The 24,064-nt window shown below is 51.7% G+C and carries 18 protein-coding genes; 1 reads left to right on the plus strand and 17 read right to left on the minus strand.

Going from position 1 to position 24,064, the window contains the following annotated elements; translation table 11 throughout:
- Window positions 1-74: 74 nt before the first annotated feature.
- The 6 genes from ACX1C1_RS04920 to ftsE form a co-directional block, all read right to left on the minus strand.
- Window positions 75-1,400, minus strand: coding sequence for a serine protease (locus ACX1C1_RS04920; protein WP_458956017.1), 1,326 nt, complete (start codon window positions 1,398-1,400; stop codon window positions 75-77).
- An 86-nt stretch (window positions 1,401-1,486) separates the two neighbouring features.
- Window positions 1,487-2,944 carry a S41 family peptidase gene (locus tag ACX1C1_RS04925; protein ID WP_458956018.1) on the minus strand — a complete coding sequence of 486 codons (1,458 nt, stop codon included), beginning with the start codon at window positions 2,942-2,944 and terminating at the stop codon, window positions 1,487-1,489.
- Window positions 2,945-3,142: 198 nt separating this feature from the next.
- Entirely contained in the window at window positions 3,143-4,561 is a 1,419-nt protein-coding gene (ltrA, locus tag ACX1C1_RS04930; RefSeq protein WP_458955974.1) for a group II intron reverse transcriptase/maturase, read from the minus strand.
- A 465-nt stretch (window positions 4,562-5,026) separates the two neighbouring features.
- Window positions 5,027-6,253, minus strand: a complete 1,227-nt coding sequence (locus ACX1C1_RS04935; protein ID WP_458956019.1) for a murein hydrolase activator EnvC family protein — start codon at window positions 6,251-6,253, stop codon at window positions 5,027-5,029.
- 13 nt (window positions 6,254-6,266) lie between these two features.
- Entirely contained in the window at window positions 6,267-7,184 is a 918-nt protein-coding gene (ftsX, locus tag ACX1C1_RS04940) for a permease-like cell division protein FtsX (protein ID WP_458956020.1), read from the minus strand.
- The gene (gene ftsE, locus ACX1C1_RS04945) at window positions 7,174-7,860 is read right to left on the minus strand and encodes a cell division ATP-binding protein FtsE (RefSeq protein ID WP_458956021.1); all 687 of its coding nucleotides are present in this window, start codon (window positions 7,858-7,860) and stop codon (window positions 7,174-7,176) included. Before ftsE ends, ftsX begins: the two co-directional genes overlap by 11 nt.
- Window positions 7,861-8,159: 299 nt before the next feature.
- Between ftsE and ACX1C1_RS04950 the strand changes: the two genes are divergently transcribed.
- Entirely contained in the window at window positions 8,160-9,605 is a 1,446-nt protein-coding gene (locus ACX1C1_RS04950; protein WP_458956022.1) for a VanW family protein, read from the plus strand.
- 96 nt (window positions 9,606-9,701) lie between these two features.
- Here ACX1C1_RS04950 and argH read toward each other — a convergent pair whose 3' ends face one another.
- The 11 genes from argH to hpf form a co-directional block, all read right to left on the minus strand.
- Window positions 9,702-11,117, minus strand: coding sequence for an argininosuccinate lyase (gene argH, locus ACX1C1_RS04955; RefSeq protein WP_458956023.1), 1,416 nt, complete (start codon window positions 11,115-11,117; stop codon window positions 9,702-9,704).
- 42 nt (window positions 11,118-11,159) lie between these two features.
- Window positions 11,160-12,398: an argininosuccinate synthase gene (locus ACX1C1_RS04960; protein ID WP_458956024.1), complete on the minus strand. Its 1,239-nt coding sequence runs from the start codon at window positions 12,396-12,398 to the stop codon at window positions 11,160-11,162.
- A 42-nt stretch (window positions 12,399-12,440) separates the two neighbouring features.
- Window positions 12,441-13,397, minus strand: a complete 957-nt coding sequence (gene argF, locus ACX1C1_RS04965) for an ornithine carbamoyltransferase (protein ID WP_458956025.1) — start codon at window positions 13,395-13,397, stop codon at window positions 12,441-12,443.
- A 26-nt stretch (window positions 13,398-13,423) separates the two neighbouring features.
- Complete coding sequence (locus tag ACX1C1_RS04970; protein ID WP_458956026.1) at window positions 13,424-14,620, minus strand: acetylornithine transaminase; 1,197 nt, start codon at window positions 14,618-14,620, stop codon at window positions 13,424-13,426.
- 5 nt (window positions 14,621-14,625) lie between these two features.
- A complete protein-coding gene (argB, locus tag ACX1C1_RS04975) occupies window positions 14,626-15,429 on the minus strand; it encodes an acetylglutamate kinase (RefSeq protein WP_458956027.1) in 804 nt (267 codons plus the stop codon).
- 13 nt (window positions 15,430-15,442) lie between these two features.
- Complete coding sequence (argJ, locus tag ACX1C1_RS04980; RefSeq protein ID WP_458956028.1) at window positions 15,443-16,672, minus strand: bifunctional ornithine acetyltransferase/N-acetylglutamate synthase; 1,230 nt, start codon at window positions 16,670-16,672, stop codon at window positions 15,443-15,445.
- A 45-nt stretch (window positions 16,673-16,717) separates the two neighbouring features.
- Entirely contained in the window at window positions 16,718-17,767 is a 1,050-nt protein-coding gene (argC, locus tag ACX1C1_RS04985; RefSeq protein WP_458956029.1) for an N-acetyl-gamma-glutamyl-phosphate reductase, read from the minus strand.
- A gap of 522 nt (window positions 17,768-18,289) precedes the next feature.
- On the minus strand, window positions 18,290-19,174 hold the full coding sequence (locus ACX1C1_RS04990; protein ID WP_458956030.1) for a YitT family protein: 885 nt from the start codon (window positions 19,172-19,174) through the stop codon (window positions 18,290-18,292).
- A 113-nt stretch (window positions 19,175-19,287) separates the two neighbouring features.
- Window positions 19,288-20,395, minus strand: a protein-coding gene (gene prfB, locus ACX1C1_RS04995; RefSeq protein ID WP_458956031.1) for a peptide chain release factor 2 whose coding sequence is annotated in 2 segments (ribosomal slippage) — window positions 19,288-20,322 and window positions 20,324-20,395 — 1,107 coding nt in all. Because the reading frame shifts where the segments join, the coding sequence is not laid out codon by codon here.
- Window positions 20,396-20,749: 354 nt separating this feature from the next.
- Entirely contained in the window at window positions 20,750-23,257 is a 2,508-nt protein-coding gene (gene secA / locus ACX1C1_RS05000) for a preprotein translocase subunit SecA (protein ID WP_458956032.1), read from the minus strand.
- 140 nt (window positions 23,258-23,397) lie between these two features.
- Window positions 23,398-23,943 (minus strand): ribosome hibernation-promoting factor, HPF/YfiA family, encoded by a 546-nt coding sequence (hpf, locus tag ACX1C1_RS05005; RefSeq protein WP_458956033.1) that lies wholly within the window; start codon window positions 23,941-23,943, stop codon window positions 23,398-23,400.
- Window positions 23,944-24,064: the final 121 nt, after the last annotated feature.

Genomic DNA, 24,064 nt, shown 5'->3' on the forward strand with positions numbered 1-24,064 from the left:
AAGCTGTTCCCAGGCCACGAGGCCAGGAACAGCTTTTTTTGTTGTGATAATCCTAATTCCCTTACTTGTAACAACTACGCTTGCACCCGTTCTTCTCCGCTGACATCAGATCGGGATCCTCCTCTGCGGTTGGATGCCCTGCGACCCCTCAGCAGCTCCAGCAGCGAGGATGCACCGTCCGCCGCATAGAAGTTCGCTTGTTCGTCCGGCGCAAGTATAACGCCTAGCTGATGATGCTCCCCTGCGTAACGTGCGCGCTGAGCGAACTTGGGCTCTCCGCCAACGGTTAAGACCTCCAGCTTGCAAAATGCCGAATTGGTTGCGAGTGCCACATAAAGATCTTCTTTGGTCGATACGCGTACGCCATTCGCCTTATAAAGCACTTCTCCCACGCTCAGTCCCATGGCTTCTGCCGGCGTCCCAGGTACGATACCCAAAATACGAAGACCGCGTGCATCGTTGACGTACAACGGTTCGCGCCTCGCTTCGACCGCCGCACTGCGCCATACAAGCGCTTCGTGCAACAAGATCGCAACGATCGCGGCGACAGGAAGCAAGAAAGGCTGCCACCATGCGGCAAGCGCCGCAGCACCCAGCACGATGCTGTACAAGGTCAATCCCTTAGCAGCATGCCTTGCCTTAGCTTCGGGCAGCATCGATCTCGTCATTTCGGTAAAACCGATAATCATCGGCAAAGCGACAAACGTCCACCCTCCCGACCAAGCGCCGCTCAATAGCGACGACCATGGCAAGGTGGCTGCTGAAGCCCCGACGCCTCCCGCTTCCGAGCTTACGGGAACAAGCAGCAGCAATGGTACCGGCCAGAAGCCCTGCAGCATGTAGCCCCCAACTAGCTTGCCGCGCTTGCCTTCCAAGAATAATGGCGTAGAGAGTTTGTCGCCTTGCATTCTAACTAGCAGCGCCTCCGCCAGATGGAGCAGTGCTACAAGCAGCAGCAATCCTGCCGCATCGATCCGCTCTAGTGAGGCAGCCATTGTGCCGAGCCAGTCCGCGCGCTCAGAAAGCGGCGTAAAATCTATGATCCATTGCAGCAGCGTAATGATCCCGGCGCTATAAGCGAAACAAAGATAACGAATGCGCACCAGCATAAGCAGAGCGGCCACAGCCCACAGCCATAAGACGGCCGAAGGAGAGAGCGACGCGCCAATAAAGGCGGCAACGATGGATAAGCCCAGACCAACAAGCAACCCCGTACCCACCGCTCGGAGGGCAAGCCCCTTCCAATCCCGCAGCTTGACCGCAAACAGCTGTCTCTCCAACCTCATTTGTCTCGTATATTGAAGAATAATAAACAATATCGCCATATAATAAAAAGGTGCTGAGACAAGCTGCAACGCCGCCTCACCTAACATTCCCGCCATTTCACGAGCCGTCTCCAAAGCATCCACTCCTCGCGTCTTACAAAAGTAAAAGGCCAGCTTCGCCTGAGCGAAACCGGCCTTTAATTATTTCGACATGCCAATCGTTATTTCCTGCTTACGACTTTGATCGCTTCCAGAAGCTGTGTGTCATGGTCCTTATTCTGGATCCACTTGATAACCGCCTGCTCAAGCGACTGGACTGTCTTGGCATCAATCTCGCCTGTGACTTGCAATCCATTATCAGTCTGGAATTGACGGACAGCTGCTGTCGTTTCTTCACCGTAGTAGCCGTCCTCGCGTTTCGGCTCGTAACCTAGACCATGCAGCATGACTTGCGCACTTCGTACAGCCTCGCTTAACGTGTCCGGCTTCAGCGTTTCTTGAGACGAAATTCTCGCTACCGTATACAGGTCTGGCGGATTGATCTCGATATCCGGCTTGATCCCTTTCTCATGAATCCAATTGCCGTTTGGCGTCAGCCACTTGGCAATCGTCATCTTGACCAGGCTGCCATCTCCCAGCGCCTTATTGTAGCTTACCTGCACAGTGCCCTTGCCGAACGATTGCTCGCCGACCACGGTCGCACCGGCTGCTTCTTGCAAGGCACCAGCCAGAATCTCGGATGCGCTTGCGCTGCCCTTGTTGGTTAGTACCGCGATGGGGTAAGTCTTGGCTTCTCCACCTTTGGCCAACGTTTTGTCGCGCTCACCGTCACGATCCTCCACTTGAACAACGGTAGTGCCTTCCTTCATCAACAGCTGCGACATCTCAACGACGATTGGCAAGACGCCGCCGGGATTGTTGCGCACATCGAGTACCAGACCGGTCATTCCACCTTGCTCCAGCTTCTGAAGCTCCTCTTCGAACCGCTTGGCCGTGTTAAGCGAGAATTGTCTGATCTCGATTACCCCAACGCCATCTGGACGAAGCGTGCTGTATACCGTCTCCATATCGATATCGTCGCGGATCAGAACGACCTGAATCGGTTCGGCAACGCCGCCGCGTTTGACCATTATTTTGGCTTTGGTGCCTTTGGGTCCTCTGATCTTCCCTACCGCCTGTTGCAGGTTGAGACCCGCCAAGCTCTCACCATTAACAGAGATAAGCACATCCTTGGCTAGCAAGCCCGATTTCTCCGCGGGGGAGCCTTTGATGGGAGATACGACAATGATGCTGCCGTTCTCAGCAGTAACTTCCGCACCGATTCCCGTAAACGAACCTTCGATCGACTCCGAGAAATGCAGCGCGTCATCCTTCTCCATATAGACGGAATAAGGATCATCCAACGCTTCCATCATACCGCTGACAGCTCCGTCTAACAGCTCATCGCGTTCCACCTTTTCATAATAGCGGGTTTCGATCAGCTCCAGCACAGCGTTAAGCTTGGCCAGCTCCTCTTTACTCAAGCCGGGGGCCCCGTTATTATCCGCTGCCGCAGCAATAACTGCCTTGCTGCCCGAAGCTGGACTAATAAGCTTATCGGCAACCGTTAACGTGACGAGCACGGATGCGATCAACGTGAGCAGCACGAACGTAAATACGGTTCTTCCTTTAAAGTACACCCGGTACACCACCTTATCGATTTCCCGTTTGTGACGGCCCCCCTATTATATGACAAGCAGGACACAATTATTTACATCCTAGTCAGTAAACAGGAGTTCAATCTATTACAAATCTCGAATCGGGTAGGAGGCTACTCATTATTTGAGTAGCCGACCTCCCACACCACCGTACGTACCGTTCGGTATACGGCGGTTCCATTAGGACTGCGCAGTAACTTGTCGATAATAATCAGAAAAGAAGAGGAAACCTAGAGCATTTATAGTGGAGTTGTTAAGGGATTTGGAAAGGATAGGGCTGTTGGAGGTTCTCCAATAGCTCTTTCTTGTGTTTGCGTATTCCCATGCCTTCTGTTCGAGGATGCCGAATGATTTCAGTCGATCGAATTTTGTCCTGATTCGCTTCCATTGTTTCCAGTAGATCATGCGAATCCGTCTTCTCATCCATTCATCCGTCGTTTTGAGTAGCGACTTCATATCCGCTATCTTGAAGTAGTTGATCCACCCCATAATATAGCGTTTAAGCTTCATCGCACGGACCTCATTCCCCATTCCGTTGCTTCTCGACGTCAGCTCTTTAATTTTCACTTTCATCTTGGCAATGGCTTTCGGATGTATTCTGACCCTCGCTTGACCTTTATACCGATAGAACGAGAAGCCAAGGAATTTAACCTTTCCCACCTCATCCACGACCGTTTTCTCCCGATTTACTCTAAGGAATAGCTTCCCTTCGATGAAGGGAAGTATGTTCGTTAGAGAGCGCTCGGCGCTTTTCCTGCTTTTGCAGAAGATCAGCAGATCGTCTGCATAGCGCACGAATCGGTGTCCTCTGTTCTCCAGTTCCTTATCCAGTTCGTTCAGCATGATGTTGCTAAGTATTGGACTCAGGTTGCCACCCTGGGGCACGCCGATTTCTGTTTCCTCGAATTTGTGTTTGACTACGACTCCTGCTTTTAAGTATTTGTGGATGAGCGAGATGACTCGTCCATCTTTGATCGTTCTGGACAATACTTCAATTAACTTACTTTGATTTACCGTGTCGAAGTATTTCTCCAAATCCATATCTACTACATACTTGTAGCCCTCGTCGATGTTGGCTTGACTCTTCCGAATGGCATGGTGTGCACTTCGCTTTGGTCGAAATCCATAACTGTTATCCGAGAATTGCTTTTCGTAGATCGGCGTTAGCACCTGGGCAATCGCTTGCTGGATGACTCGGTCCACTACGGTCGGTATGCCTAGATTTCTCTTCTTTCCGTTCTCCTTCGGTATCTCTACCCTGCGAACGGGATTCGGACGATGCGTTCCGTCCAGAATAGACTGCTTGATTTTCTCTCCATTTTCTTTGAGATATTGTAGAAGTGCATCTACTGTCATCCCATCGATTCCATGAGAGCCTTTGTTTGCCTTTACTCGTTTGAACGCTTCGTTCAGGTTTTCGCGGCTCACGATCTTCTCAAGAAGTCTCTTCTCCGACTCGATTGCGTTGGTGTCATCCGTTTCGGCTATCCTCTCAGGAATGTGCACTCCCGCATATCCTTCGTGTTCCGCACTATTCTTCTGCGGCGAGCCTTCCATTGGAAGTTGGCTGCCCTTGGCTCCTGTATTGGTAGCTTTCATTGACGATCACCTCCTAAGATTCAGCCCTTCCCCCCTGCTGTCGACGGCAGGAGGTACTATGGCGTCTGCTGACTTCTCATGATAAATCTTGTTTCAACCGTGATTCGAAGCTAATATCTCTTCACGTCCATGAGACCTCCCACGGTAAGACGATTCACTTTCCTTCCATGCACCCGCACCATCTACACTGGCATGTCCGTGTAGTTCATTGGATTTCGCTTTGTTTGGCAAGCTCATCCCATATCCTGTGCCTTATGATGTTCGTGTTCCTCGGGTCGGAATTTTGCCTCCAGCTTCCTTCAGATTCCACCTCACGGTGGACACCCTTGCTCTTGGCTAGTGGTTGGTGACTACAAACCCCCACAGCGGACTTTCACCGCCTAGTTAATCGCCATGCGTGGCACACCAACAAGGGCAGCCCTATTGCTCGGGCTGCCACTAGTCATCGTGATGCTATGGAATTCACTATTTCAGATACCCGCCCGGATTAACCGGCACTTCGTTTTTGCGCACTTCAAAATGCAGATGCGGCCCCGTGGAGTTGCCCGTGCTGCCTACCAGTGCAATTTTGTCGCCTTTGCTAACTTTGTCGCCTTCATCAACCAGCAGACCTCCATTGCGGATATGCGCATACAACGTCCACAATCCATTGCCATGGTCGATTACGATACAGTTGCCGTATGTGCTCCATACCTGGGATATGATGACAACACCGGACTCAGCCGCGTAGATCGGCGTGCCTGACGGAGCACCGAAGTCAATGCCTGTATGTGTATGTTTTTTGCCTGTGATGGGATGAACCCGCGTTCCGAAGTTTGACGTTACCCGGTATCCTTGATCGATCGGCATACCAAGCTTGCCGCCTGAGTATGGATTCTGGATCCGGTTCTTCTCCGCTACCAGCTTGGACTTCTTCGCCGCGAGCGCGATGAGCAGCTTCTCCTGCTCCTCGCTGATTTCCTCCAATTGATGCAAGGTATCATCCAGCTCCTGTAGATTGGCATTGTAGCTGGCAATCAGCACTTCCTTCTCCGCTTCCTTCTTGGCTAGATCAACCTGCTGGAGCTCAAGCTCGTGGAACAACGCTTGAATATCGGCGTATTGCTTCTCAATCTCCGCTTTCTGTGTCTCCGCAAGCTCCTTATCCTTCTTATGCGCATCTAACGTATCGCGATCCGAATTAAGAATCGTTTGAAGCGCGTCGAAACGATCCAGGAAATCACTAAAGCTGTTCGCGCTCAACAGCACGTCCATATAGGAAACGAAGCCGTTCGTATACATAAGACGCATACGGGATTCTAACAAAGCTTCACGTTTGACAATGCGGGCTTGAACTTCATCCAGCACGACGCCAGCTTGTACAAGCTCAGCCTCCTTCGCATCAACCTTCTCTTGGGTCTTCTGCTTCTCAACAGCTACCTTCTCGATAGTAGCCATCAGGCTGGTGATCTCCTTCTGAAGATCGGACTTCTTCACGTTCAGATCGTTTTTCTGATGTTCGGCATTATTGGCCTGCTTAGCCGCATTCGCCGCGGTCCGCTCTGCTTCCTTGATCTGCGCATTGGCAGCTGCGATGTCCCGTTCAATCTGCGATAAGGATGCAGCCTCTATCTGTCCGTCCTTGCCGGCGGGCTGAAAAATAAATACCGATAACAACGCTGCAACGATCAGCCATGCTCCTGCCTTCTTCATATACAAGATTCACCTACACTTTCAAATACTTGCGTACCGAAATGGTGCTGCCCCAAATCCCGATGACCGTGCCAATCGTCAGAATCAACCCCGCTGTCAGCCATCCGATTTCTTTCATCGGCACAAGCGAGATCAACATGAGCGACATATCCAGCTGAGTCAATTGAATGATCTGGGAATAGCAGACTAATACGGCAGCTGTCGTTACTGCGGAACTAACAAACCCGATAAGCGCCCCTTCGACAAAAAACGGCCAGCGGATAAACGCATTCGTCGCGCCAACCAGCTTCATAATACCAATCTCTCTGCGACGGTTGATGATGGTCATCTTGATCGTGTTGGAAATCAACAGCATCGCCGTCACACCTAATCCGATAACGAGAACAAAACCAATATTTCGAACGGCATTTGTTATTTTGAACAACGTTTCTACAGTGCCTTGACCATATTTGATTCTGAAAATCGGTTGCGTTTCATCCGTGGTATTGATGGCTTGAATTGTCGCTGCGACTTCGTCGACCTTCTGCGGATCGTACACTTCGACAGTGAACGACACCGGCAACGGATTATTCTCGTTGTTGTAGCCTTCCAGCCAGTCGCCATTCTCCTCGCCCATCGCCTCACGAAGGATCGTAAGTCCCTCTTCTTTGGAGACGAACGTCACTTTGCTGACTTCTTGTATGTTGCCAATCTTGTTCTGCAGCTCCGTCACCTTGGCTTGCTCGACGTTCGTCTGCAGGAACACCCTAATCTGAACCCTGCTCTCAATCTGATCCGCCATGGAATTGACGTTTACCGCCAGTAAGATGAAGATGCCAAGTATAAAAAGCGAGATAAAGATCGAGCTCATGGAGGCAAAGGACATCCAGCCGTTTCTGATGATGTTTTTGGAGCCTTCCCGGATGTGGCGCAGCAGCGTACTAAGTTTCATAGCCGTACTCCCCTCTCGCCTCATCCCGAACGATATTGCCGTTCTCGATGGCGATGACCCGCTTGCGCATGCTGTTGACGATATCTTTGTTATGGGTGGCCATGACGATTGTGGAGCCGCGGAAGTTGATTTCTTCGAGCAAATTCATGATACCGAGCGACGTTTCTGGATCCAGGTTGCCCGTAGGTTCGTCCGCAACAATAACCGACGGATTGTTCACTATTGCCCGGGCAATCGACACCCTTTGCTGTTCGCCGCCGGAGAGCTGTGAAGGTAAGCTGCCATGTTTGTGCTTCAGACCGACTAGCTCCAGCACCTCCATGGTGCGTTTCTTGATAATTCTGCGAGGCGCTTCAATCACTTCCATTGCGAAAGCAACGTTCTCGTACACCGTAAGCTTCGGAAGCAGGCGGAAATCCTGGAAGATGACGCCGATATTCCGTCTTACAAATGGTATTTTGCGCGGCTTGAGTTTGCCGATATTGAATCCGTTGACCGAAATCTGCCCTTTGGTCGGAACTTCCTCCCGATAGATTAGCTTCATGAACGTAGATTTGCCGGCGCCGGAGGGCCCTACAAGGTACACGAATTCATTACGATCTATTCGAACTGAAACACCGCGAAGCGCATGCGTCCCATCTGTGTACGTTTTCCATATGTCGTGCATTTCGATCACGTTATCACATCCTGTATGTAGTCAATATTATGATTTCGACAGCTTGCGGCTAATTCCTTCAATAGCAGCCTCATTTCCTCTTTTTTCACTTTTCTAATGTTTCAGACTTTTGTCGAATAAGCAAAAAAGTCCATTGCCGTACTGCCTGCCAGATTGATGTTTGTCGCGTCCTCATTCATTTGGAAAAATAAGACTATAACCTGCATATACATTGAACGATGTAGATGTTGTATGCCAGCGGTCGTTCGGACCGTCTGGACGCAGCAAATGATGATAAAGAAGAAAGGTGAACAAAACCGATGAACAGGCTGCGTATTACACTGGTCTCACTTCTCATTGTCATCCTTCTGGGCGCTGCCGCCGCAGGCGTCATGATCTGGAACTACGCAAACCGTGATACCGTCCCCAGCGGGGTCACCGTAGGCAGCATACCGTTAGGCGGGATGAAGATCGACGAGGCGGTGACCCTTCTTACTCGCTACGAACAATCGTTGCTGGAGCGTACGATTACGGTCACTGCAGGAGAGCCCGCTTCAGACAGCAAGAGCTGGAAGCTCTCCGAGCTCGGATACCGTGCAGAATTCGATGAAGCCAAACTTTCGATACGGGAGCTCGAGGAAGGAAATGTGTGGGAACGGGCTCGCTACCGCTATCACTTCCCCAAGTCCTTCACACTGTCGCAAAGCTGGACCCGGGATACCTTCGAAGCGGCGTTACGCAAACAGTGGAGTTGGATGGAAAAAGGCGAACCTAAAGATGCAACAAGAACGATAACAACCGATGACAAAGTGGCGTATACGCCGCATAAGGATGCGTATCAGCCTGATTTCGGAGGATTGTCTACTGCGGTCGACGAATGGGCTGTGCTGGATGCCGAGGAAATCGGAAGCGAGGTACGGGGCAATCTGGCGAGCTTCAAAGCCGAATTGCCTCTAAAGGTCATTCATCCCGAGGTGACACTTGAGAAGCTGCAAGACGAGGGGATCGATCGACTCATTATGTCGTTCTCGACCGACTTCGCTACAAGTGCCGAAGGGCGCGCACATAACGTGACCGTAACCGCGCAATCATTGAACGACTGGCATTTGGCCCCCGGAGAGGTGTTCTCGTATGCCAAGCTGATCGAGCATGCAGAGAAGGAACATGAGTACCGGGAAGCCCCCGTTATTCTGAATGGCAAGCTGGTACCCGGTATCGGCGGCGGAATATGCCAAGTGTCCAGTACACTATACCAAGCTATCCTGCGGGCAGGGCTCGAAATCGTAGAACGTCGCAACCACTCGCTGCCCGTCGCTTATCTCCCTGTCGGGCAAGATGCCACGTATGCGACGGATGCCATCGACTTCAAATTCCGTAACTCGACGGGCAAACATCTCATCATTCGTACCGTCGTGGAGAATCGCAAGCTCACCGTTAAGCTGTTCGGTACAATGCCGGATAACATAAGCTACGACATCGAATCGGTCACACTCAAGACGATAGAGCCAGGAGCACAGCAGGTGGTCAACAATGGGCTTGCAGTCGGCCAACAGCGCATCGTCGAAACGGGGAAAGCAGGATATGTGGTGGAGACATTCCGCTCATTAGTCGAAAACGGCGTGACGGTTTCCCGCGAGCGTGTGTCACGCGATACGTACCGCGCGCAGCCAACGATCATTGAGATTGGTCCTTCTTCGCCGTCCGCCACGCCATCACCGAGCGCTGCGCCAGACTCCGATGAGTCCATCGTAGAGGATGGACTGTAGGAGCCTGTGCAACCAGTATCGCGGTGACGTTGAACGTCAAAGAGCCCTCCCTTGTTCTCCAAGGCGAGGGCTCTTTGGGTATTCATTACGAGGCGATTATCTGCTGCGCTCTACATATTCGACAATCCATGCTGCCGTCTCCGCGAGCGACGCATCGGCACGACCGATTGCGTCTTCGACCTGCGACTTCGCTGTGCCGCCGTAAACATTACGTGCATTAACTACTTGCTCCGGCTGAAGCACCGCGTAGATACGGTCGTCGAATAGTGTCGAGAATTGCTTGAATTCATCCAGCGTCAAATCAAGCAAATATTTGTTCTGCTGGATGCAATACAACACGGTCTTACCGATTACCTCATGAGCTTGACGGAACGGAAGTCCCTTGCCCACGAGGAAGTCTGCGATATCGGTAGCGTTGGAGAAGTCCTTATTGACGGCTTGACGCATCTGCTCCTTGTTCACCTTCATCGTAGCGATCATCGGGGCGAACAGCTGAAGGGCGCCCTGCAGCGTCTTCACGGTATCGAACATACCTTCTTTGTCTTCCTGCATATCTTTGTTGTACGCTAGCGGAAGCGACTTCAATACCGTTAGCAAGCCGACCAGATTACCATAAACGCGTCCCGTCTTGCCGCGCACAAGCTCCGGCACGTCCGGATTTTTTTTCTGCGGCATAATGCTGCTGCCCGTGCAGAATGCGTCATCCAGCTCCACAAATCTGAATTCTGTGCTCGACCATAGGATAAGCTCTTCGCTAAGACGCGACAGATGCATCATGATGATCGAAGCATGCGACAAGAACTCCAGGATGAAGTCGCGGTCGCTTACAGCATCAAGGCTATTCTCGTATACGCGATCAAACTTCAATTGACTCGCCACGAAATGACGGTCGATCGGGAATGTCGTACCTGCCAGTGCACCAGCGCCAAGCGGCAATACATTAATACGCTTGTAGCTGTCCTGCAGACGCTCGATATCCCGTCCGAACATAGACACATAGGCCATCAAATGATGGGCGAAAAGGATTGGCTGCGCACGCTGCAGATGTGTATAACCCGGCACGATCGTGTCCGTGTTAGCCTTTGCCTGCTCGACAAGAGCCGATTGCAGCTTGTGCAGCATGTCGACAAACTCAACCACGCGCTTACGGAGCCACAGATGCATATCCGTTGCGACTTGGTCGTTACGACTGCGGCCGGTATGAAGCTTGCCGCCTACCGTGCCAACATCATCGATCAGCGTTTTCTCGATGTTCATATGAATATCTTCATCGCCGATGGAGAATTCGATATCATCGCGCTTGATGCGCTGAAGGACGCGGTGAAGACCGTCCTTGATCTTCTCCACATCATCCGCAGGCAAGATGCCTTGTTTGCCTAACATCGTGACATGCGCGAGGCTGCCTTGAATATCCTCTTCTGCGAGCTCTTTATCGAACATGATCGAAGCTGTATATTCCTCTACCAGCTGATCCGTTTTCTTTGTGAATCGTCCACCCCAAAGCTTACTCATGTGTATCTCAGACTCCCTTCCAATCGTAAGCGGCAACCCGCTTTATTCGCCCTTGTTCTGCTCTACGCCAGAGGATACCTTTAGACGCAGCGCGTTCAAGCGGATGAAGCCTGTCGCGTCGCCTTGATCATACGCCTGGGACGGATCAGCTTCCATCGTCGCGATATCCGGATTGTACAGGCTGACAGGGCTCTTGACGCCAGCGCCGATCACATTGCCTTTGTACAGCTTCAAACGTACAACACCGCTAACGTTCTGCTGCGATTCAGTCACTAGTGCTTGCAGAGCAAGACGCTCAGGCGCGAACCAGAAGCCGTTGTACACAAGCTGACTGTATTTCGCGATCAGGGAGTCGCGAAGATGCATCACTTCGCGGTCCATCGTGAGCGACTCCATCTTGCGGTGAGCCGTGAAGAGGATCGTGCCGCCCGGCGTCTCATAGACACCGCGGCTCTTCATGCCGACAAACCGGTTCTCGACCATGTCTACACGACCGATACCGTGCTTGCCGCCCAGTTCATTCAGCTTCTCCATCACTTCAAGCGGGCTTAGCGTTTCACCGTTTAGCGCAACACAATCGCCTTGCTCGAATGTCAGCTCCACATATTCAGCTTGATCCGGAGCGCGCTCCGGGGACACGCTTAGCACATACATTTCTTCGTTTTCTTCCGCGCTCGGATCAAACCAAGGATCCTCCAGCATGCCGCTCTCGAAGCTGATGTGCAGCAGGTTGCGATCCGTCGAATACGGCTTCGCCGCTGATGCCGTTACCGGAATGCCATGTTTCTCTGCATATGCGATCATCTCTGCACGACCAGGGAATTGCTCGCGGAATGCCTCAAGACGCCAAGGCGCGATAACGCCGATCTCGGGAGCCAAAGCAGCAGCCGTCAGCTCGAAACGAACCTGGTCGTTGCCTTTGCCCGTTGCGCCGTGCGCGATTGCCGTTGCGCCTTCTGCACGTGCGATATCCACCATACGTTTCGCGATCAGCGGACGCGCAATGGAAGTGCCGAGCAGATATTGACCTTCGTACAGCGTACCCGCTTGGAACATCGGATAGATGAAGTCCTTCGCGAATTCTTCGCGCAGATCGTCGATATATACTTTGGAAGCGCCAGTAGCCAGCGCTTTAGCCTCCAAGCCGTCAAGTTCGTCCTTCTGCCCGATGTCCGCCGTGAACGCGATGATTTCCGCGTCGTAGGTTTCCTTCAGCCATTTCAGAATAACGGATGTATCCAGACCGCCAGAATAGGCCAGTACGATTTTTTCCTTCGCCATCGTTCTCTTACTCCCCTTTGATCATTAAGTGTAGTTTATGAATTAAGACATAATAGCCGCCATGATCGCCTTCTGCGCATGGAGACGGTTCTCCGCCTGGTCAAATATAATCGATTGCCCGCCGTCAATGACGCTCTCGCTCACTTCTTCGCCGCGATGCGCAGGCAAGCAGTGCATGAACAAATAATCTTTGCTCGCGTATTTCACAAGTTCATCGTTCACTTGGTATTTCTTGAAGGCAATCTCACGTTCCTTCTGTTCGGCTTCTTGCCCCATGCTCGCCCAAACGTCCGTATAGATAATGTCCGCACCATCAACCGCTTCCTTCGGATCACGGCAAACGGTAATACGCGAGCCCGTCTCCGCTGCGTTAGCTTTCGTCTGCTCGATAATATCCGAATCAGGCTCGTAGCCCTCAGGCGTAGCAACTGACATATGCATACCGAGTTTAGCCGCGCCCATCATAAGCGAATGCACCATGTTATTGCCGTCGCCGATGTAGGCAATCTTGAGACCTTCCAGTTGACCCTTCTGCTCGTAGATCGTCTGGAAGTCTGCCAGCGCTTGACATGGATGGGACAAGTCCGTCAATCCATTAATGACAGGGATCGTAGCACCCCGCGCCAGCTCCACCACTTTGCGATGAGCAAATGTGCGGATCATAATGCCGTCCAGGTAACGCGACAGTGTCTGAGCAGTATCCCAGATCGTCTCGCCACGGCCAATCTGCAGATCGTTGCCGCTTAAGAACAAGCCTTGTCCGCCCAGCTGGTACATCCCCACTTCGAACGAAACGCGTGTGCGCGTCGACGACTTTTCGAATATCATGCCAAGCGTCTTGCCTTTGAGAATATGATGTGTCTCTCCAGCCTTCTGTTTCTTCTTCAGATCGATCGCCAGATCAATGAGATAACGCAGCTCCTCTTGCTTGAAATCGACCAGCATCAAGAAATCGCGGCCTTTCAGACTTTGAGCCAATTCTTCGTTAACAACTTGCATAGGTATGACCTCCTTCAACCTTCTGCTTATCCGGCTGCATGCAACAGCTGAGCCAATATCGAAACTGCTTCGTTAATTTCTTCGTTCGTAACCAACAAATTCGGCAATAAGCGCACAACGTTCGGTCCTGCGGAAATAACGAGCAAACCTTGGTTCTGCGCTTCCGTCAGCACATTCGCCACCGGTCCTGCGCACTCTATCCCAATAATGAGTCCAAGTCCTCTTACTTCTTTGACGTATGCAGCGTCCTTCAACTTCTCGTTCAGCTGCTTCTTCAAATATTCGCCTTGCTCCGCTGCGCGGGCAGGCAGTCCGTCTCCGACGATCGTCTCCAGCGTCGCTTTGACGACAGCCGTAGCAATCGGCGTTCCGCCAAATGTAGAGCCATGGCTGCCTGCTGAAAATCCTTCGCGCAGCTGCTCCTTGGCGACCATCGCGCCAACCGGGAAGCCACTGCCAAGCCCCTTCGCCAACGTAAAGATGTCCGGCTCGATGCCATAATGCTCGTAAGCGAACAGCTTCCCGGTCCGACCGATCCCTGTCTGAATTTCGTCCACGATCAGCAGAATTCCTTCGCGCTTGCACAGTTCCGCTACCTGGCGGATATAATCGGAGTCGGCAGGATACACGCCACCTTCGGCTTGCACCAATTCCAGCATTACCGCAGCCGTGATGCCGCTAACGGCTTCTTGCAGCGCTTCAATATTGTTATAAGGAATCGTCTTGAACCCTTCAGGCAATGGTGCAAAACCTTCCTTCACCTTCGCCTGACCTGTTGCGGTCAGCGTCGCAAGTGTCCGACCATGGAACGATTGCTCGAATGTAATGATTTCGTAGCGGCCTGTCTTCGCCACAAGCTGCTGGTAACGGCGCGCCAGCTTGATGGCTGCTTCGTTCGCCTCGGCGCCGGAGTTACAGAAAAACACAGCGTCGCCTGTACTATTGTCGGTCAACAGCTTAGCCGCTTCTGCCTGATTCGGAATTTGGAACAGGTTCGACACATGCCACAGCTCATCCAGTTGCTTAACAAGCGCTTCCTTGATTCGCTTAGGAGCATGCCCCAGATTCGTCACGGCGATTCCGCTCATGAAATCCAAATATTTGTTGCCTTTGTCATCCCACAGCCAGCTTCCTTCGCCCTTCACCAGCGCCATGGGATATCGCGCATATGTAGGGAGCAGCGATTGAGACGCCGCTTCTGTCGTTGTTGTTGTATCGGACATCTTGGTTACACCTGCCCTTCACTGGATTGAACGATGCGAGTGCCAACGCCGCCCTCACGGACAGCTCTCGTCAGTACCCCAGGCTCCTGCCCGCTGACAATGACCACCTCTTGCACACGTCCTTGTATACATTGAACCGCTGCGCGAACCTTCGGAATCATGCCGCCGTAAATTTCGCCGCTCGCGATCATTTCGTCGATTTCTGCAACCGTCACGGATGGCAGAACAACCTTCGCACCGTCTACTGTTTTCATGATACCCGGCACGTCTGTAACGACGATCATCCGCTCCACGCCCAGATGAGAGGCGACTGCTCCTGCCGCCGTGTCCGCGTTAATATTGTAACGCTGGCCTGCGGCGTCGATACCGATCGGCGCAATAACAGGAATGTAACCCATCCCCATCACGCCTTCGATGATAGCGGCGTCTACATCTGTTACATCACCGACAAAACCGATTTCGTCCGCATTTGCCACCGGCTTTGCCTGAATCAATCCGCCGTCGACGCCCGATAATCCAAGCGCCTGTGCACCGTTCACGCCGATCTTGCGCACAATCTCCTTGTTGATACGCCCAGCGAGCACCATCTCGACAACATCCAGCACGTCGTCGTTCGTCTTACGTAAGCCGTTCACGAATTCCGTCTCGATGCCAAGCTTCGTAAGCGTCTCCGAAATGGCAGGACCGCCGCCGTGTACGATGACGGGTTTCACGCCCATTCCCTGCAGATCACGCAACTCGTGGAAGAATCCATCCGGCAGAGCCGCTAAGGTACTGCCACCGCATTTCATAACAAATCGTTGTTCCATTACGCCTTCCTCCTTACGTCCGGTACGCCGCGTTAATGCGCACGTAATCGTAGGTCAGATCGCAGCCCCATGCCGTTGCCGTTCCATCCGCCATATGCAGATCAACGCCGATCACAACAGTATCGCCCTTGAGATATTCCAGCGCCTTCTCCTCGTCAAACGCCACCGGGCGCGATTGCTCTAACGTAATAATATCGCCGAGGCGAATATCGACCGTGGCTGGATTAACCGGACGACCTGCGCGCCCAACGGCCGCAATAATACGCCCCCAGTTCGCGTCAGCGCCGAATACCGCCGACTTAACGAGTGAAGAACCGATTACTGTCTTGGCAATCGCCTGTGCTGCTTCGTCATTCTCTGCACCGCGCACCTGAACTTCAACGAGCTTCGTCGCACCTTCGCCATCTCTAGCAATAGCTTTAGCCAGCACTTCGCATACATAACGGAGCGCGTCAGCGAACGCCGCCCAGCCTTCATGCTCAGGCGTCAGTTCCACATTACCCGCCAAACCGCTAGCCATCGCCACAAGCATATCGTTTGTGCTCGTATCGCCGTCGACCGTAATCATATTAAACGTCAAATCCGTCGCTTGACGTAGAAGCGTCTGCAGCGATTCGCTGCCGATCGCCGCGTCTGTTGTGACGAATCCGAGCATTGTCGCCATATTGGGGTGAATCATCCCGGAGCCCTTCGCCGCGCCTGCAATTGTGACGCGCTGGCCATCCAGCGTAAGCTCGACGCATACCATCTTCTGAACAAGATCCGTTGTCAGGATCGCTTGGCAGAAGTCCTCTGCGCCGACGATACCGCCATCCAGCTTGGCAGGAAGACCGTCTATTCCGAAGCGGACTTTATCCATTTTTAAATTTTCGCCAATGACGCCCGTGGACGCTACAGCCACATGATCTGCCGATACGCCGATTGCTTCTGCGAACCGTGAACGCATCTCGTATGCATCGGCTTCGCCTTGATCGCCCGTACAAGCGTTGGCATTGCCGCTGTTGACCAGTACCGCTCTCAGCACACCGTCAGAAGCAATGCTCTCTCGTGTCACCTGCAGCGGGGCCGCTTGAAAAATATTCGTCGTGTATACGCCAGCCGCCGTCGCCGGAACCTCACATACAATGGCTCCCAGGTCGTGACGGGTCGTCTTCTTAAGTCCGCAATGCAAGCCGCCCGCTACGAAGCCCTTTGGCGTTGTGACAGAGCCGTCTGCCACGATATTGAAGCTGCCTTGTCCCATCTTGAATCGTTTCTCCTTATAGGTAGAATGTATGTTTATTTATTATTACGGATAGATAGGAACGAATTGCAGACCAAGCGTCTCTTCCCAGCCCATCATCAGGTTCAGGTTCTGCACCGCTTGACCTGCGGCGCCCTTAACGAGATTGTCAATAACGGAAACGATCGTTACGCGCCCCGTGCGTTCATCGACCGAGAAGCCGATATCGCAATAGTTGGAGCCCATCACTTCCTTCGTTGCCGGTGTTTGCCCTTCCGGACGAATCCGCACAAACGGCTTGCCCTCGTAGAAGCTGCGATATAGCTCGATAAAGTCACTCGTTGTGCGCTCGCCATTGATCGTCGCATACATTGTCGACATGATGCCGCGTGTCATAGGCACGAGATGTGTCGTGAACGTCGTCACGACCGGCTTGCCTGCCATGTCGGACAATACCATCTCGATCTCCGGGATATGTTGATGCTGATTAATTTTGTAGGCTTTGAAGTTTTCGTTCAGCTCCGAATAATGTGTGCCGAGCGATGCGCCGCGTCCCGCGCCGGATACAGCAGACTTGGCATCGATAATAATCGTGGCAGGATCAATCCAGCCTTCTCGGACAGCCGGCGCCAGACCAAGAATGGATGCGGTTGGATAACAACCTGGGTTGGAGATCAGACTGGCATCACGCACGTTCTCGCCGTATAGCTCAACCAGTCCGAAAACAGCCTGTTCCAGATACCGCTTGTCAGCAGCCGGCTTCTTATACCACTTCTCGTATAACTCGGGCGATTGCAACCGGAAATCACCAGACAAGTCGATGACCTTCAGCCCTGCTTCGAGTAATTCCGGCGCCAGCTTAGACGCCACACCAGCAGGAGTTGCCAGAAAAACAACATCCGCCTTGGCTTTAATCGCCGCTGGATTGACGTCGTCAAGCAGCTCTTCGCGAATGCCCGTCAGATGCGGATAACCTTCTGTAATCGGCGTTCCAGCGCTAGACGACGAGATAATCGACGTCACCTCCGCGAGCGGATGAGACGCAAGTAGACGAATTAATTCAACGCCGCCGTAGCCCGTCGAGCCTACGATCGCAACACCTATTTTGTTACCCATGCGGATCCTCTCCCTTAACTCTATGAAATCAAATCTACTTTCTATGTAAGCCCCGCTTCTGCGGAATATGGTTTCTGTATCGCCTCAGCACCGCAAGGCTTCCAATATCTACAACTTTCTATTTTACAACATTCAAGTTGCAATGAACATACAATTGAGCTCTGTATTATTATACATACAACTTAATATTAATACAACAAGGTGAAACGGCTATCGCCGTCTTTGGCGGCGCAGCGCGTTTCATTCCGAGAATTCTAAGCTCAGATAAGATGCAAAAACTTATAAATTCTTAGAATTTGAAAAATCGTTTTTTTGAACCGACCGGCTCGTCTATTAGCGGTTTGGTTTGATTCGAACTGCAGAGTCATGTCCTATAATCGTGAAACCTCAAACTTTCTTAGTGTGCACAATAAAAAGCTCTCCACCCGTGTATTCCGGATTGGAAAGCCTTTCGTAATCAACACGCCTAATTGTCGGTTTACTTTGCGCTTGCGCTCGCCTACTTAGCCTGTCTCTTGTTGGCTACGACTCCAGCTTAAACCCTTGCCCGAGCACTTCCGCCGTATTGCTGATAATAACAAACGCCCCTGGATCAATGTCCCGTACAAGCTGCTTAAGCTTAGACACTTCGTTCTGCCCGACGACGACCATAAGCACCGTTCTGCCTTCACCTGTAAAGCCGCCATGACCATCCAGCCTAGTCAACCCGCGATCTAGATCGTTCAGTATCGCCAAAGCTACTTCCTCCGTATGACCGCTGATAATATAAGCCACTTTGGATAGTTGCAGGCCATTCTGCATGAAGTCGATTGTCTTGCTTGTCACGAACAGACCGATCAACGCATACAACGATACCTCCGGCGAGAAGATGATACCAGCCGCAATAATAACGCAGCCATCGAAACAAACAATCGCCAGACTGTAAGGCAATCCTGTGAATTTATGTAGGATCTGAGCAGCAAGATCGAGCCCGCCTGTCGAACCGCCGCTTCGGAACACAAGTCCTAGTCCCAGACCAACACCAATACCACCATAGATTGAAGCCAGAATTGGATTGTCTGTCGGCGACGGCAAATGAGACGTTAACAATACGAACAACGGCAGCACCAGCGTACCAAGCAGCGTCTTCGCCCCGAATTTGCGACCGATCAGCAAAACTCCCGCAACAAACAACGGAATATTAATGGCCCACTGCGTCAGAGCCGGCACAAAACCAGTCAGCTCCTGCACAAGAATCGATATACCCGATACTCCGCCTGATGCAATACCGTTAGGTACCATGAACAGATTGAAGCTTATTGCAACAATGAAGGAACCAACCAATAATTGCACGACGTTCCAGACGGCATATAGCCGAGGATTACGACGCTTTAGCCCATCGACGCGTTTCCTCTTTCCCACTTCCACTCAAATCATCCCCCTATTACCAAAAGAAGAGCCCCGCACCATAAAAATCAGTGTCGGAACTCTTCATATTTGTTATTCTGCTCATCATAAGCAGACCTTCATCCAATTATGCTTTACTCTTGTCGTATTTGACTCCGGAGATAGCCGTCGATAAAGGCGTCTAAGTCGCCGTCCATGACCGCGCCAACATTGCCTGTCTCCACGGATGTGCGGTGGTCCTTGACCATGCTGTACGGATGGAACACGTAAGAACGGATCTGGCTGCCCCAGGCAATATCCGATTGCACGCCGCGAATTTCGGCCAATTCCTTCATTTGCTCCTCGATTCTGCGTTCGTACAGCTTCGACTTCAGCATCTTCATGGCCCGGTCTCGGTTCGCGATCTGCGACCGCTCTTGTTGGCAAGCAACAACGATGCCTGTCGGCATATGCGTTATCCGAATGGCCGATTCGGTCTTGTTGACGTGCTGACCGCCTGCACCGCTAGCCCGATACGTATCCACCTTCAAATCCTCTGAGCGGATTTCGATCTCGATCGTATCATCGATCTCCGGCATAACATCCAGCGAGCAGAAGGAGGTGTGACGGCGTCCTGCCGAGTCGAACGGAGAGATCCGTACAAGACGATGTACGCCCTTCTCCGCCTTCAGATATCCATAGGCATTATACCCTTTGATCAATAAGGATACGCTCTTAATCCCCGCTTCATCGCCGTCCTGATAATCCAGCACCTCGACCTTGAAGCCCCGTTTCTCCGCCCATCTCGTATACATGCGGTACAACATCAAGCCCCAATCCTGGGACTCCGTGCCGCCGGCACCGGGATGAAGCTCGATAATCGCGTTCAGCTTGTCGTGAGGCTGGTTTAACAGTAGCTGCAGCTCGAAGTCTCCCACTTTGGACAGCAGCGCCGCTACGCCTTGCAACAGCTCCGCCTCTAGGGATTCGTCGCCTTCTTCTTCAGCAAGCTCCAGCATCATTTGCAGCTCTTCATGATCGTTGTTCAACCGGCCATATTGCTCCACAACCGACTTTACCGCGTTCAGCTCCGAGATGACGCCTTGCGCACGCTCATTGTCGTCCCAGAAGTCAGGCATGGACATCTTCTCTTCGAAGTTCGCAATGATCTCTTGCTTAAGATCTAAGTCAAAGAGACCCCCTGAGCTCTTGGAGTCGCTTAGCCATCTCGCGCAAATCTTGTTTGATCTTGATATCCAACATGACTATACATTCTCCTCAATATAAGGTAGTTCAAAAGTTCACTTTTGATTACGCTGCCTTGCCAAGAAGCTTATTCGACGTCGAATATTGCACTCGGCCGAACCTTCCGATACTCACGTAGCTCTGCTACGCTCCGTTTCTCAGTTTCTAGCCTCATACAATCTTCTTGGTACTGAAAAGCGAACTTTTGAACCTTTATTGAAATGGTAGTTCAAAAAGTACGTTTTTGATTACGATGCCTTGCCAAGACTTATTCGACGTCGAATCTTGCATTCACCCGGTACTTCCGGTACTCACGTAGCGCTGCTACGCTCCGTTTCTCAGTTTCTAGCCTCATACAATCTTCTAGGTATCCTATTTGCCGTGGCACTGTTTATACTTTTTGCCGCTGCCGCATGGGCAAGCATCATTACGCCCTACGCGTTCTTCGCGCTTGGCTGGGCGTTTCTCTGCCGATTCGCCTCCGCCGCTTGTAGAAGACGTCTGACCCTTCACAACCTCTTGACGCTCCAGGTTGCTCTCGACGCGAGCTTTCATGATGTACTTGGCAACTTCCTCTTGAATCGTATCGATCATCGCCTTGAACATCTCGAAGCCTTCGAATTGATATTCGCGCAGCGGATCTGTACCGCCGTATGCACGGAGGTGGATGCCTTGACGAAGCTGGTCCATCGCATCGATATGATCCATCCACTTGCTGTCTACCGCACGAAGCACAACAACCTTCTCGAATTCGCGCATCGTCTCAGCGCCGAGTTGCTCTTCTCTCTGGTCATAATACGCAACAACCTTACCGAGGATGAATGTGGACATCTCTTCCTTCTCTTTGCCCCACAGCTCGTCCTTCGTGAGCGAACCTTCCTCGAGTAAGTTGGCATGCACGTAATCGACGATAGCCTGCAGATCCCAATCCTCCGGAATATCCTCGGAGCAATGAGCCTCCACGATCCGTTCAACGACCGGTTTGATCATATCCATGACTTCGCCACGGATATCCGACGATTCCAGAATGTCGCGACGTTGCTTGTAGATGACTTCACGCTGCTGGTTCATCACATCGTCATATTGCAGAACGACTTTCCGCGTATCGAAGTTGCTGCCCTCGACGCGTTTCTGTGCAGATTCTACCGCTTTGGAGATCATACGGCTCTCGATCGGCTGATCTTCTTCCAGACCGAGCCGGTCCATCATCACCATAATATTTTCGGATCCGAAACGACGCATGAGCTCATCTTCGAGCGAAAGATAGAATTGAGAAGAACCCGGGTCGCCTTGGCGTCCTGCACGTCCGCGCAGCTGATTATCAATACGACGGCTCTCATGGCGCTCCGTGCCGATAATATGAAGACCACCAAGATCCGGCACCTTCTCGCCAAGCAGGATATCCGTACCGCGTCCCGCCATATTCGTAGCGATGGTCACCGCTCCATACTGCCCCGCACGCGAGATAATCTCCGCTTCCTCCGCATGGAACTTCGCATTAAGAACCTTATGCTGTACGCCGCGGCGCTTCAGCATTTCGGACAGCTTCTCCGAATTCTCGATTGAAATCGTACCTACGAGCACAGGCTGGTTGTTCTTGTGGCGAGCCACGATCTCTTCAACGACGGCTTTGAACTTGCCATTCTCCGTCTTGTACACAACGTCCGGCGTATCCTTACGGATCATAGAACGGTTTGTCGGGATCTGAATAACGTCAAGGCCGTAAATCCGGCGGAACTCTTCTTCCTCCGTCTTAGCCGTACCCGTCATACCTGCCAGCTTGCGATACATACGGAAATAGTTCTGGAACGTAATCGTAGCCAGCGTCATGCTCTCATTCTGAACCTTCAGCTGCTCCTTCGCCTCGATCGCTTGATGCAATCCATCGCTGTAGCGGCGGCCCGACATCAGACGGCCTGTAAATTCATCGACGATAACCACTTCGTCCTCTTGCACGACGTAATCGACGTCCCGCTTCATAATAACGTTCGCCTTAAGCGCTTGCTGGATATGATGGTTAATCAGAACGTTAGCATGATCGAACAAGTTCTCGATACTGAATGCCCGCTCCGCTTTCTCCACGCCTTGCTCATTCAGCATGACATTACGAAGTTTGATGTCGATCGTATAATCCTCTTCTGCCTTTAGCTTGTTCACGAAACGATCCGCAGCGTGATACAGCTCCGTCGACTTTGCAGCTTGTCCAGAGATAATAAGCGGCGTACGCGCCTCATCGACCAGAATGGAGTCCACTTCGTCAATAATGGCATAATACAGAGGACGTTGAACCATTTGTTCCTTATATAGCACCATATTATCGCGCAAATAATCGAAGCCGAACTCATTGTTCGTTCCGTACGTAATATCGCATGCGTATGCTTCTTGTTTCTCCGCGTGTGACAAGCCGTGCAGATTGCACCCAACCGTCATACCTAGGAAGTTATAAAGCTCGCCCATAATCTTGCTGTCGCGCTCTGCCAGATATCCGTTGACCGTGACGACGTGCACACCTTTGCCAAGCAGCGCGTTCAAATAAACCGGAAGGGTCGCGACAAGCGTCTTGCCTTCCCCGGTTTTCATTTCGGATATTTTACCCTCGTGGAGTACCATACCGCCTAATAGCTGTACATCAAAATGGCGCATGCCTAGTGTACGTTTCGAAGCTTCACGCACTGTAGCGAATGCCTCCGGCAGAATATCCGTAAGCTCCTCGCCTTTCTCGATACGTGCCTTGAACTCGTCCGTTTTGCCGCGCAATTGATCATCCGATAAGGCCGTAAACTTAGACTCCATTGCATTAATTTCTTCTACCGTCCGCATGATGCGCTTCACTTCGCGCTCGTTCGCGTCCCCGAATATTTTCTTCACCAGTCCGAGCATGGTTTTCCCCTTTCGGTAGTAGGTCTATTTGTTTAAGATTGTAACAGTTTGTAGACACTGCCGCAATGTTTGCCCGCAGGTCACGAAAAAGCCCTGCTCCATGACGGAGACAGGGCTCGCGGTATATATGCGGTTATGGATCAGCCTTGCTCGATTAATCCATATTTGCCATCGCTGCGTCGATAGACCACGTTCACGTCTTTGCTCTCCGCGTTGGCGAATACGAAGAAATTATGTCCTACCATATTCATCTGCAGAATGGCCTCTTCCACATCCATTGGTTTCAGTGTGTGACGCTTTGTCCTGACGAGCTCCAGATCATCTTCCTCTTCGAGCACGCCGACTGCGGAGCCTTCTTCACGGAACAGGGCTCTCACTCCGCTGCCCTGTCTGAATTTACGATTCACTTTCGTTTTATGTTTGCGAATTTGGCGTTCCAGCTTATCCACGACCATGTCGATGGACGCATACATGTCTTCGCTTTTCACTTCCCCGCGAAGCATGACGCCAACTAACGGGATCGTCACCTCTACTGCGTGTTGTCCCTTCGTGACGGACAAGGTGACGTTAATTTCGGAGGCAATCGGTGATTCGAAATATCGTTCCAATCGGTTAAGCTTCTTCTCGACGTGAATCCTCAAAGCTTCTGTAACCTGAAATCGCTGACCTCGAATGTTGTAGTTCATGGGGCATTCCTCCTTTACATGCTCTCATTATATCATATGCAGACACCCAATTCAAAAGAGTTTTTAGTTATTTGTGAATTTTCTGATAATTAGGACTAGAATCCTAGTAATCATGAATCAG

The organism is Paenibacillus sp. strain BS8-2 (genome assembly GCF_054483835.1).

Bases quoted from the DNA above. Each gene is read 5' to 3' on its own strand.
- ltrA (WP_458955974.1), bottom strand. From the start codon at position 4,561: ATGAAAGCTACCAATACAGGAGCCAAGGGCAGCCAACTTCCAATGGAA.
- ACX1C1_RS04935 (WP_458956019.1), bottom strand. From the start codon at position 6,253: ATGAAGAAGGCAGGAGCATGGCTGATCGTTGCAGCGTTGTTATCGGTA.
- ftsX (WP_458956020.1), bottom strand. From the start codon at position 7,184: ATGAAACTTAGTACGCTGCTGCGCCACATCCGGGAAGGCTCCAAAAAC.
- ACX1C1_RS04950 (WP_458956022.1), top strand. From the start codon at position 8,160: ATGAACAGGCTGCGTATTACACTGGTCTCACTTCTCATTGTCATCCTT.
- argH (WP_458956023.1), bottom strand. From the start codon at position 11,117: ATGAGTAAGCTTTGGGGTGGACGATTCACAAAGAAAACGGATCAGCTG.
- ACX1C1_RS04960 (WP_458956024.1), bottom strand. From the start codon at position 12,398: ATGGCGAAGGAAAAAATCGTACTGGCCTATTCTGGCGGTCTGGATACA.
- argF (WP_458956025.1), bottom strand. From the start codon at position 13,397: ATGCAAGTTGTTAACGAAGAATTGGCTCAAAGTCTGAAAGGCCGCGAT.
- ACX1C1_RS04970 (WP_458956026.1), bottom strand. From the start codon at position 14,620: ATGTCCGATACAACAACAACGACAGAAGCGGCGTCTCAATCGCTGCTC.
- argB (WP_458956027.1), bottom strand. From the start codon at position 15,429: ATGGAACAACGATTTGTTATGAAATGCGGTGGCAGTACCTTAGCGGCT.
- argJ (WP_458956028.1), bottom strand. From the start codon at position 16,672: ATGGGACAAGGCAGCTTCAATATCGTGGCAGACGGCTCTGTCACAACG.
- argC (WP_458956029.1), bottom strand. From the start codon at position 17,767: ATGGGTAACAAAATAGGTGTTGCGATCGTAGGCTCGACGGGCTACGGC.
- secA (WP_458956032.1), bottom strand. From the start codon at position 23,257: ATGCTCGGACTGGTGAAGAAAATATTCGGGGACGCGAACGAGCGCGAA.
- hpf (WP_458956033.1), bottom strand. From the start codon at position 23,943: ATGAACTACAACATTCGAGGTCAGCGATTTCAGGTTACAGAAGCTTTG.